At 71.4% G+C, this 9,656-nt stretch carries 9 protein-coding genes; all 9 read left to right on the forward strand.

The window, feature by feature from the left end; all coding sequences use genetic code 11:
* The first annotated feature begins 113 nt into the window (after positions 1–113).
* The 9 genes from ACFY3V_RS38705 (at position 114) to ACFY3V_RS38745 (ending at position 9,510) form a co-directional block, all read left to right on the forward strand.
* Positions 114–1,772, forward strand: a complete 1,659-nt coding sequence (locus ACFY3V_RS38705; RefSeq protein WP_362907220.1) for an ABC transporter substrate-binding protein — start codon at positions 114–116, stop codon at positions 1,770–1,772.
* Positions 1,757–2,758, forward strand: coding sequence for an ABC transporter permease (locus ACFY3V_RS38710; protein WP_350950130.1), 1,002 nt, complete (start codon positions 1,757–1,759; stop codon positions 2,756–2,758). Before ACFY3V_RS38705 ends, ACFY3V_RS38710 begins: the two co-directional genes overlap by 16 nt.
* Positions 2,755–3,555 carry an ABC transporter permease gene (locus ACFY3V_RS38715; protein ID WP_362907217.1) on the forward strand — a complete coding sequence of 267 codons (801 nt, stop codon included), beginning with the start codon at positions 2,755–2,757 and terminating at the stop codon, positions 3,553–3,555. The genes ACFY3V_RS38710 and ACFY3V_RS38715 overlap by 4 nt, the downstream gene beginning before the upstream one ends.
* A complete protein-coding gene (locus ACFY3V_RS38720) occupies positions 3,552–5,243 on the forward strand; it encodes a dipeptide ABC transporter ATP-binding protein (protein WP_389780311.1) in 1,692 nt (563 codons plus the stop codon). The genes ACFY3V_RS38715 and ACFY3V_RS38720 overlap by 4 nt, the downstream gene beginning before the upstream one ends.
* A 116-nt stretch (positions 5,244–5,359) precedes the next feature.
* Positions 5,360–6,547 (forward strand): cytochrome P450, encoded by a 1,188-nt coding sequence (locus ACFY3V_RS38725; protein ID WP_389780313.1) that lies wholly within the window; start codon positions 5,360–5,362, stop codon positions 6,545–6,547.
* A gap of 6 nt (positions 6,548–6,553) precedes the next feature.
* Positions 6,554–6,760: a ferredoxin gene (locus tag ACFY3V_RS38730; RefSeq protein WP_350950126.1), complete on the forward strand. Its 207-nt coding sequence runs from the start codon at positions 6,554–6,556 to the stop codon at positions 6,758–6,760.
* Between the two features lie 57 nt (positions 6,761–6,817).
* Entirely contained in the window at positions 6,818–7,987 is a 1,170-nt protein-coding gene (locus ACFY3V_RS38735; RefSeq protein ID WP_362907211.1) for an acyltransferase, read from the forward strand.
* 55 nt (positions 7,988–8,042) lie between these two features.
* The gene (locus ACFY3V_RS38740; protein WP_362907209.1) at positions 8,043–9,281 is read left to right on the forward strand and encodes a cytochrome P450; all 1,239 of its coding nucleotides are present in this window, start codon (positions 8,043–8,045) and stop codon (positions 9,279–9,281) included.
* A gap of 10 nt (positions 9,282–9,291) precedes the next feature.
* A complete protein-coding gene (locus ACFY3V_RS38745; RefSeq protein WP_350950123.1) occupies positions 9,292–9,510 on the forward strand; it encodes a ferredoxin in 219 nt (72 codons plus the stop codon).
* Positions 9,511–9,656 lie beyond the last annotated feature (146 nt).

Raw genomic sequence — 9,656 nt, forward strand, 5'->3', positions numbered from 1 at the left:
CAGCTCTCCTCAGCCCGCGTTCAGCCCGGCTTTAGAACCGCCGAGCACTGTGTGTCTGTCCAGCCGGAGAACGACCTCCGGCGCACCCCGGCGTTCGAACGATGAGGATGAGGATGGCTGCTGCTACGAGGTCCCGGTCACGCAGGCCCGCCACCATGGCGGGGGCCGCCACGTTGATGCTGGCACTGGCCACCGCGTGTTCCTCCGGCGCGGACGGCGCCACGACAGGGGAGGGGAGCGCCGCCGCGCAGCCCAGGAGCGGCGGCACGCTGCGCCTGGCCGTCGAGAAGGAACCCGAGTGCCTGGACCCGCACCAGAGCCCCACCGAGTCGGCCAGGGCCCTCACCCGGCCGATCCTGGACTCGCTGGTCCACCAGGACGCGCAGGGAGCCATCGGTCCCTGGCTGGCCACGCGCTGGGAGGTCTCGCCGGACCGGCTCACCTACACCTTCGACCTCCGTCAGGGCGTGACGTTCACCGACGGGGAGAGGTTCGACGCCCAGGCGGTGGTCGCCAACCTCGACCACGTGGTGGCTCCGGAGACGAAGTCGCTGCTCGCCGGAAGCCTGCTCGCGGCCTACCGGTCGGCCAAGGCCGTCGGCCCCTCCACGGTCGAGGTCAGGCTCAAGCGGCCCGACTCGGGATTCCTCGCCGCGCTGGCCCTGCCCAACCTGGGCATCCAGTCCCCGCCCACCCTCAAGGGCTCCCCCTCCGCGCTGTGCGCGAAGATCGTCGGAACCGGCCCGTTCCGCAGTGACACGGGGCTCGTGCCGCAGAAGGGCATCGACTACGTCAGGAACCCCTCCTACGACTGGGCGCCGGAACCGCGTCGCGGCCCGGCACGGCTGGAGCGGATCGAGGTCAAGGTCGTGCCGGACAACGCCGCCCGGCTGGGCGCGCTCACCAGCGGCCAGGTCGACGCGGTCACCGGCCTGTCGCCGACGAGCCTCAACACGCTCAAGAGCACGCCCGGGTTCACCCTGCACTCGACGCCGTTCCCCGGGATCAACTACAGCTACTGGCCCAACACCGCGAGCGGCCCGCTCAGCGACGTCAACGTGCGCAAGGCGCTGCGTACCGGCATCGACTGGGGGCAGATCGTGAAGAACGTCTACTTCGGCGTGTACGAAGGCGCCCAGGGGGTGCTCTCGTCCGGCACACCGGGCTACGACGGCTCGCTCGCCCCGGCCTACGCCCACGACCCGGCCGAGGCGGAGCGGCTGCTCGACCAGGCCGGCTGGACCGGGCGCGACGCGGCCGGGTACCGCACGAAGAACGGCAAACGTCTCACCCTGCGCCACATGTGGTCCGACGGGTCCGTGGCCAACCTCGCCACGCAGATCCAGTCCGCGGCGAAGGGACTCGGCGTCGAACTGGTCGAGGAGAACCTCGACGGCGGGACCTTCGTCAAGCGTCTGCTGGACGGTGACTACGAACTGATCGACACCAGCTTCTCCGCGCCTGGGCCGGACGTGTTGCGCGTCCTGTTCGGCGCCGACAACATCCCCACGCCCAAGCGCGGGATCAGCAACAACATGGCACGCTACGACAACCCGGAGGTGGAGGCAGGCTTCCGGCGCGCGCTCGGCGCCGAGAACCAGGCCGAGCAGCACCGCGCCTACGCCGAGGTGCAGAAGCGCATCACCGAGGACGCCGCGGTCCTGCCGATCTACTCGCCCCTGTCCACGGTGACCGTACGCGAGGGCGTCCGGGAGGTCGGCTTCAACGCCGACGGCACCCCCGACCTGTACGGCGCATGGCTCGCGTCCTGAACGTGCCCGCCGCCGAGGCGGCGGACGCGGAGCCCTCACGCCGTAGAAGCGGGGCGGCGCGTCTCGTGCTGGTGCGCGTGGCCGCCTCGGTGGCCGTGCTGTGGGGAGCGGTCACGGCGACGTTCCTGCTGCTGCGGGTGATGCCGGGCGGCACCGCCGACGTGCTGCTCGCCCGCTCCGCCGTCACCCCGGAGGTGCGCGAGCGGATCATCGCCGAGTACCGGCTCGACGATCCGCTCGTGGCGCAGTACCTCGCCTACCTCACCAGGATCGCACGGGGGGAGTTCGGCGAGTCGTACGTGCTGCGCAGGCCGGTGTGGGACGCGATCGGATCCCAGCTCCCCGACACCCTGCTGCTGGTCCTGGCGACCCTGCTGGTCACGCTGGTCGCCTCCGTCCTGCTCGCCGTGGTGAGCGCGAACCGCCGGCGGTGGGTGCGTTCGTCGTTCTCCGCGACCGAGTCGCTGGTGGTGGCGCTGCCGCCCTTCTGGCTCGGGCTGCTGCTGCTGACGGTGTTCTCCTTCAACCTGCACTGGTTCCCGGCCATCGGCTCCTCCTCCCTGTCCGGCCTCGTGCTGCCGACCGCCGCGCTGGCCGCGGGGCCGGTCGCGGTGATGACGGGGGTGCTGCGCGACGGGTTGCTGCGCGCGCTGGAGGACCCGTTCGTGGTGACCGCCCGCTCGCGGGGCATCGGCGAGCTCGCGCTGCGCCTGCGGCACGTGCTGCGGCACGCGCTGCTGCCCGCCACCACGCTCCTGGGCTGGATCGCCGGCTCGCTCATCGGAGGCGCGGTGATCATCGAAATCGTCTTCTCCCGGCAGGGGATCGGACGGCTGGTGCTGTTCGCGGTGGAGAACAAGGACATGCCCGTGGTGATCGCGATCGTGCTGCTCACCGCGGTCGTGTTCGTGCTGGTCAACATCGTGGTCGACATCCTGGTCCGGGTGATCGACCCCAGGACGCGAGAGGCGGGGAGCCGGCCGTGACCAAGAGCTTCTGGCCGGGGGCGATCGTGCTGGCACTGCTGGCCGCGATGGCGCTCTTCCCGTCGCTGTTCACCGGGACGGACCCCGACGCGGCCGACCTGAACGCGACGCTGCGGCCGCCCGACGGCACGCACTGGCTCGGCACCGACCAGAACGGCAGGGACCTGTACGCCAGGATCGTTCACGGCGCCGGCCCCTCCCTGCTGATAGGCGCCGGCGCGGTCGGGCTCGCGCTGGCCGCGGGCGTCCTGGTCGGGGTCGCCGCCGCGCAGCTCGGCCGGACCATGGACCAGGTGCTCAGCAGATCGCTCGACGTGATCCTCTCCGTCCCCGGCCTGCTGCTGGTGTTCCTGGTCGTCGCGGTGCTGGGGCCCGGCGGCGGCCCGGCCAGCGTGGGCCTGGCGGTGATCTCCCTGCCGGGCTTCGCCCGGGTGACACGCGCGGAGGTGATCAGGCTGCGCACAGCGCACTACGTCGAGGCGGCCCACGGGTTCGGCTGGTCACGCGCCCAGGTGGTCCTGCGGCACATCCTGCCCAACGCGCTCGGTCCGGTCATGGTGCTGGCGACGGTGACCCTGGGAGCGATGATCGTGGCGGGCTCCTCGCTGAGCTTCGTGGGCCTGGGCCCCCAGCCGCCGACCGCCGAATGGGGCGCGATGCTCGCCGACAGCCAGGAGTTCCTCGCGATCGCCTGGTGGCCGGCGGCGTTCCCCGGAGCCGCCATCACGATCGCGGTCCTGTCCATCACCGTCGTCGGCGGGCACCTGCGGCAGCGGATCGAACGGGGGCGGACATGAGCCCGGTATCCGGCGACACGACGGACACGAGCCCGGCGCCCGGGGACACGGGGGACACGAGGGAACTGCTGCGCGTCCGGGATCTCACCGTCGGCTTCTCGACGGGCCGCGGGCACGTCGACGCGGTGCGGGGCGTGTCCTTCCGCATCGACCGCGGGCAGGTGGTGGCGATCGTCGGTGAGTCCGGCTCAGGCAAGAGCGTCACCGCGCGCAGCCTGGTGGGTCTGGCCGGCGACGGCGCCGACGTGCGGGCGGAAGAGCTCGTGTTCGACGGGCTCGACCTGCGCCGGGTGCGGGGCCGGGGCTGGCGTGCGCTGCGCGGGCGACGCGTCGGCTTCGTCCTGCAGGACGCCCTGGGCTCCCTCGACCCGCTGCGCCGCGTCGGCGCCGAGGTGGCGGAACCCCTGCGCGAGCACCGGACCGTGCCCTCGGGCGAGATCGGCGACGAGGTCGTACGGCTGCTCGACTCGGTGGGCGTCCCCCTGCCGGAGAGCCGGGCACGGCAGTACCCGCACGAGATGTCGGGCGGGCTGCGGCAACGCGCCCTGATCGCCTCGGCCCTGGCCGCGCGGCCCGACCTGCTGATCGCCGACGAGCCGACGACGGCGCTGGACGCGACGGTGCAGAGGCAGGTGCTCGCGCTGTTGCGCGAGCGCGCGGGCGACGGCACGGCGATCCTGCTCATCAGCCATGACCTCGGCGTCGTCGCGGAGATCGCCGACCACGTGTACGTGATGAAGGACGGGCGGTTCGTCGAGGACGGCCCGACGCGCGAGATGCTCCAGGCGCCCTCCCACCCCTACACCAGCACCCTGGTCGCCGCCGCGCTCGGGCAGGGGCGGGGCCTGGCGCGGGGCGCGGGCGTCGCGTCGGCCGACCCCGATCCGCGTCCCGGTCCCGGACGGGTGGTGCTGAGCGCCGAAGGGCTGGTCAAGAGGTACAGGCTGCCGGGCAAGGGCGCGTTCACCGCGGTGGACGAGGTGTCGGTCGAGGTACGGGCCGGTGAGACGCTCGGCATCGTCGGAGAGTCTGGGTCGGGGAAGACGACCGTGGGCCGGCTGCTGCTGGGCCTGGCCGCGCCGGACGCCGGCCGGGTCGAGGTGAACGGGCGGACCTGGAGCGAACTGCGCGGCCCCGAACGGCGGGCGGCCCGCCGCCGGATCCAGATGATCTACCAGCACCCGCTCGCCTCCTTCGATCCCCGCTACACCGCGAGGCGGCTTCTGGAGGAGCCCCTGCGCGCGCAGGGCACCCCCGGCGCCGAACGCGCACGACGGGTGGCGGAACTCCTGGAGCACGTGGGCCTGGACGAGGAGGTGCTCGGCCGGCGGGCACGTGAGCTGTCCGGAGGCCAGCGGCAGCGCCTCGCGATCGCGCGGGCACTCGCCCCGCGACCGGATGTCATCATCTGCGACGAACCGGTCTCGGCCTTGGACGCGGTGATCCAGGCGCAGGTGCTCGACGTCCTGACCGACGTTCAGGAAAGGCTCGGAGTGGCCTACGTATTCATTTCCCACGACCTGGGTGTCGTCCACAGGATCAGTCACGAAGTGGCGGTCATGAAAGACGGAAAAGTGGTCGAGTCCGGCGACATAAGAAAAGTATTCGAAGCTCCGGAGCATCAATACACAAAGACCCTCCTGGAAGCGGTTCCCCGGCTTCACCGGGCCGCTCGGGGCAGCGCATAAGCAATTCTTAACCAACGCTGAACCGGCCTTGCCCAATATTTCGTTCCTGCCTAATGTCGTTGTCGTCGCACGGCACCGGCGGCGCCCTTTTCTTGTCTCGCCGAAGGATGAAGGAAATGACGGAAGCTCCGCCGTATCCGCAGAAACGCACCTGCCCGTACGAGCCGCCGCCCGGATATCGGGAGATCGGTGAGCGGGGGCCGGTGCTCAAGGTGACGCTCTTCGACGGCCGCGAGGCGTGGATGGTGACGGGGTACCGGGAGTCGCGGGAGATCCTCACCCACCCGAACCTGTCCTCGCAGCGCACCCACCCCGGGTTCCCCATCGTCGCCCCCCGCTTCCGCTCGCAGATCGCCCGCACCCTCGCGCTCATCGCGATGGATCCGCCCGTCCACGACATCTACCGGCGCTACCTCAACCCGCACTTCAGCCTCAAGACGGTTCGCGGAATGCGTCCCCAGCTTGAGGAGATCGTGTCCGGATACATCGACGAGATCATCGACCACGGCCCTCCCGCCGACCTGGTGCCGCTGCTCGCGGTGCCGCTCCCGTCCCTGGTGATCTGCCGGCATCTCGGCGTCCCCTACACCGACCACGACTTCTTCCAGGACGCCAGCGGCAAGGTGATGCTGGGCACCGAGCAGGAGTCGGCGACGGCGGCCCAGGACCTGGTCGACTACATCGACCGGCTGGTGGCCGCACAGATCAAGGAACCCACCGACGGCCTGCTCGGCACGCTGGTGAGGGAGCGGGTCATCCCCGGCGACGTCGGGCACGACGAGCTGGTCTCGATCGCGCTGGTGCTCCTGATCGCCGCTCACGAGACGACCTCCTCCTCTCTCGCCCTGGGCGTCATCACGCTGCTGGAGCACCCGGACCAGCTGGCGCTGGTGCTTCAGGACCCCTCCCGCCTGCCCGGCGCGATCGAGGAACTCCTGCGCTACATCGCGACCACGGACCTCGTCGCGACCAGGGTCGCCAAGGGGGACATCGAGATCGCGGGCCATCTCATCCGGGAGGGGGAGGGGGTGCTCGTCTCGGGCACCCTGGCCAACCGGGACGAGCAGGTGCACCGGCGGGCCCACGAGTTCGACGTCCTGCGCGAGGACACCCACCACCTCACCTTCGGGTTCGGCATCCACCAGTGCCTCGGCCAGAACCTGGCCCGGCTCGAACTGGAGGTCGCCCTGCACCAGCTACTCACCCGGATCCCGGGGATACGGCTGGCCGTACCCGTGGACGAACTACCCATCCTCGGCGCGGGCACCGTGCAGCGGGTGCTCCAGCTGCCGGTCGAATGGTGACGCCGGATGTGGGTGCGGGCGGATCGGGAGCGCTGCATCAGTGGCGGGCGCTGCATGGCCGCCACCTCCGAGGTCTTCGATCAGGACGATGACGGCCTGGTCGTCGTGCTCACCCCGCGGCCCGAGCCGCAGCAGGAGGAACGGGTCCGCAGGGCCGCCTTCCTCTGCCCGGCGCAGGCCATCCGGATCAGCGAGAAATCACCGGGGGACTGACCTCCCCACAGGTTCGGGCCGGCCCCGTACAAAGGCCGGCCGAAGAAAGCAGAAAAGATGACTCATTCGACGCACCCGTCGAAGGAGGCCGCGCGGCTCCCCTCGCTCACCGGGTTGAGATTCGTGGCGGCGTTCCTGGTGTTCGTGTGCCACGCCTGTGTCCTGGGTTTCTTCCACCGGGAGACCGCGGCCTCCCTGCAGACCTTCGCCTTCGCCTCGGGCTGGCTCGGTGTGGAGTTCTTCTTCGTGCTGAGCGGGTTCGTGCTGACCTGGTCGGTGCGGGAGGGACAGTCCAGGACGAGCTTCTGGCGCCGGCGCCTGGTCAAGGTCTACCCGGTCCACGTGGTGACCTGGCTGGCCGCGCTCGGCCTGGCCGTGTGGGCGGGCCAGGCCGTGGACCTGCCCAAGCTGCTGCCGAGCCTGCTGCTCGTGCACACCTGGTATCCCCGGATGGACGTGATCATCACGATCAACGTCGTCACCTGGTCCCTCGCCTGCGACCTGCTCTTCTATCTGGCCTTCCCCTTCCTGCACGCGCTCGTCCGCAGGATCTCCGCCAGGCGGCTGTGGTGGGCGGCCGGCGCCGTCGCCACCGTGATCGCACTGCTGCCCGCCGTCGCCCTCCTCGCCCTGCCGGGGACACCCCGGCTTCCCGGCCAGGACATGTCGTTCGTGCAGAACTGGTTCCTGGTCTCCTTCCCGCCGATCAGGGCGCTGGACTTCGTCCTCGGCATCATCATGGCCCGCATCGTGCTGACGGGCCGGCGGGTCCCGCTGGGCGTGGGCCGGGCGCTGCTGGTCCTGGCAGTGGGGTTCGCCCTGCAGATGTACCTGTGGCCGAGCGTCTACGGGCTCACCGCGACGATCGCGCTGCCGCTGGCGCTGCTGATCGCGGCCGTGGCCGCCGCGGACGAGCGAGGCGCCCCCACGCCGTTTCGCGGCCGGATCCTGCGCTGGCTGGGCGGGGTCTCGTACGCCTCCTACCTGGCGCACTTCCTGGTCCTGCACTTCGGGCACCTCGCGATCGGCGCGGAGCGGACATGGGACGTGCCGGCCGCCCTCGGCGTCATCGCGGTTCTGTTCGGGGTCACCACGGCGGCGGCGTGGGCACTGAACCGCCTCGTCGAGGAACCCGCCATGCGCGCGTGGGCACAGCCGCGCCCCCACCCCCTGTCGCCCGGCGGCGCGCTACGACCGGAGACCCCCGCCCCGGAACCGGCGAGCTGACCGCCCCCTCACACCCGCGACGACGGACGGAAAAAACGACAGGAGGCACCACATCGTGAACACTCCCATCCCGGCCGAGGACGAGCGGCTCTTCGCCTACCCCCAGGACCGGAGCTGCCCCTGGCAACCCTCCCCTGGATACCGGGGACTGGGGGAGCAGGGGCCGCTGCACCGGGTACGGCTGTGGGACGGCAAGTCCATCTGGATGGTGACCGGGCACGCGCAGGCACGGCGGTTGCTCGCCGACCCGCGCATGTCGGCCGACCGTTCCCGCGACGACTTCCCCGCGGTCCTGCCCCGGCTGGACGCCCCCATCTTCAAGCCCATCGCCATCATCGGGTTCGACCCGCCCGTGCACGACATCCACCGCCGCCTGCTCGCCCCCGACTTCAGCCTCAAGCAGGTGCGCGCTCTGCGCGCGAGCGTCGAGGAGCTTGCGGGCAGGCTGGTGGACGAACTGCTCCGTAAGGGGCCGCCCGCGGAGTTGGTCGAGGACTACGCGCTGCCGATCCCGTCCATGGTGATCTCGGAGCTGCTCGGCGTGCCGTACGACGACCACGCGTTCTTCGAGGCGATGACGAACGGGCTGCTCCAGGCCAAGAGCGCGCAGGACGCCGAGGCGGCGGGCCAGGCGCTCTGGGACTACCTGGACGGGCTGATCACCACCAAGGAACGTGAGCCCGGTGGGGCGGGGGTGCTGAGCAGACTGGTGGGTCAGGTCGACGAGGACGGCGACCTGACCCGGGAGGACCTGGTGCGCATCGCGCTGGCGCTGCTGATCGGAGGGCACGACACGACGTCCCAGATGATCGCGCTCGGGGTGGTCACCCTGCTGGAACACCCGGACCAGCTGGCGGCGCTGCGCGCGGACCCGGGCGTGCTGCCCGCCGCGGTGGACGAGTTGCTGCGGATGGTGTCGGTGACGGACGTCTCGGGAGTGCGGGTGGCGACCGAGGACATCGAGATCGACGGACACGTCATCCGGGCCGGAGAAGGGGTCCTGGTCTCCTCCTCGATGACCAACCGCGACCCCGCGGTCTTCTCCGAACCGTACCGGTTCGACATCCGCCGCGCCGGCGGGCACAACGCCGCCTCCGGCCGCCACCACCTCACGTTCGGGTTCGGCATCCACCAGTGCCTCGGCCAGAACCTGGCGCGGATGGAGCTGGAGGTCGCGTTCTCCGTCCTCTTCGACCGGATCCCGGACCTGCGGCTCGCCGTGCCGCTGGACAGGCTGCCCACGCGCGGCGGCGGCACGATGCAGGGCGTGCACACCCTGCCCGTCGAGTGGTGAGAGGAGAAACATGAAGGTGACCGCCGACCGGCGTCGCTGTATGGCCGCCGGCCACTGCGCGATCAGCGCGCCCGCGGTGTTCGACCACGGAGAGGACGGCCTGGTCGTCGTCCTGGACGCGGATCCGGGGGAGGACGCCCGGGAGGCCGTGGAGACGGCCGAGGACCTGTGCCCGTCCCGGGCGATCGCCGTCGCGCCCGCGGGCGCCGAGCGGATACCGAGCGGGTGACGCCGGGATCGGTGCGCCGGTGTGGGGGGGGGGGGCGCGCGGGGGCGGGGGCCCCGCCCCCCCCCCCGCCCGCCCCCCGCCGGGGGCCCCCCCCCCGGGGGGGGGGGGTGGGGGGCCGCCCGGGAGCCCAACACAGTGGTCGGCGC

The sequence above is a fragment of the Streptosporangium sp. NPDC000095 genome (assembly GCF_042899335.1).
Taxonomy (GTDB): Bacteria; Actinomycetota; Actinomycetes; order Streptosporangiales; family Streptosporangiaceae; genus Streptosporangium.

Excerpts from the sequence above, each read along its gene's own strand:
- ACFY3V_RS38710 (WP_350950130.1), top strand. The coding sequence starts at position 1,757 with ATGGCTCGCGTCCTGAACGTGCCCGCCGCCGAGGCGGCGGACGCGGAG.
- ACFY3V_RS38735 (WP_362907211.1), top strand. The coding sequence starts at position 6,818 with ATGACTCATTCGACGCACCCGTCGAAGGAGGCCGCGCGGCTCCCCTCG.
- ACFY3V_RS38720 (WP_389780311.1), top strand. The coding sequence starts at position 3,552 with ATGAGCCCGGTATCCGGCGACACGACGGACACGAGCCCGGCGCCCGGG.
- ACFY3V_RS38725 (WP_389780313.1), top strand. The coding sequence starts at position 5,360 with ATGACGGAAGCTCCGCCGTATCCGCAGAAACGCACCTGCCCGTACGAG.
- ACFY3V_RS38745 (WP_350950123.1), top strand. The coding sequence starts at position 9,292 with ATGAAGGTGACCGCCGACCGGCGTCGCTGTATGGCCGCCGGCCACTGC.
- ACFY3V_RS38705 (WP_362907220.1), top strand. The coding sequence starts at position 114 with ATGGCTGCTGCTACGAGGTCCCGGTCACGCAGGCCCGCCACCATGGCG.
- ACFY3V_RS38730 (WP_350950126.1), top strand. The coding sequence starts at position 6,554 with ATGTGGGTGCGGGCGGATCGGGAGCGCTGCATCAGTGGCGGGCGCTGC.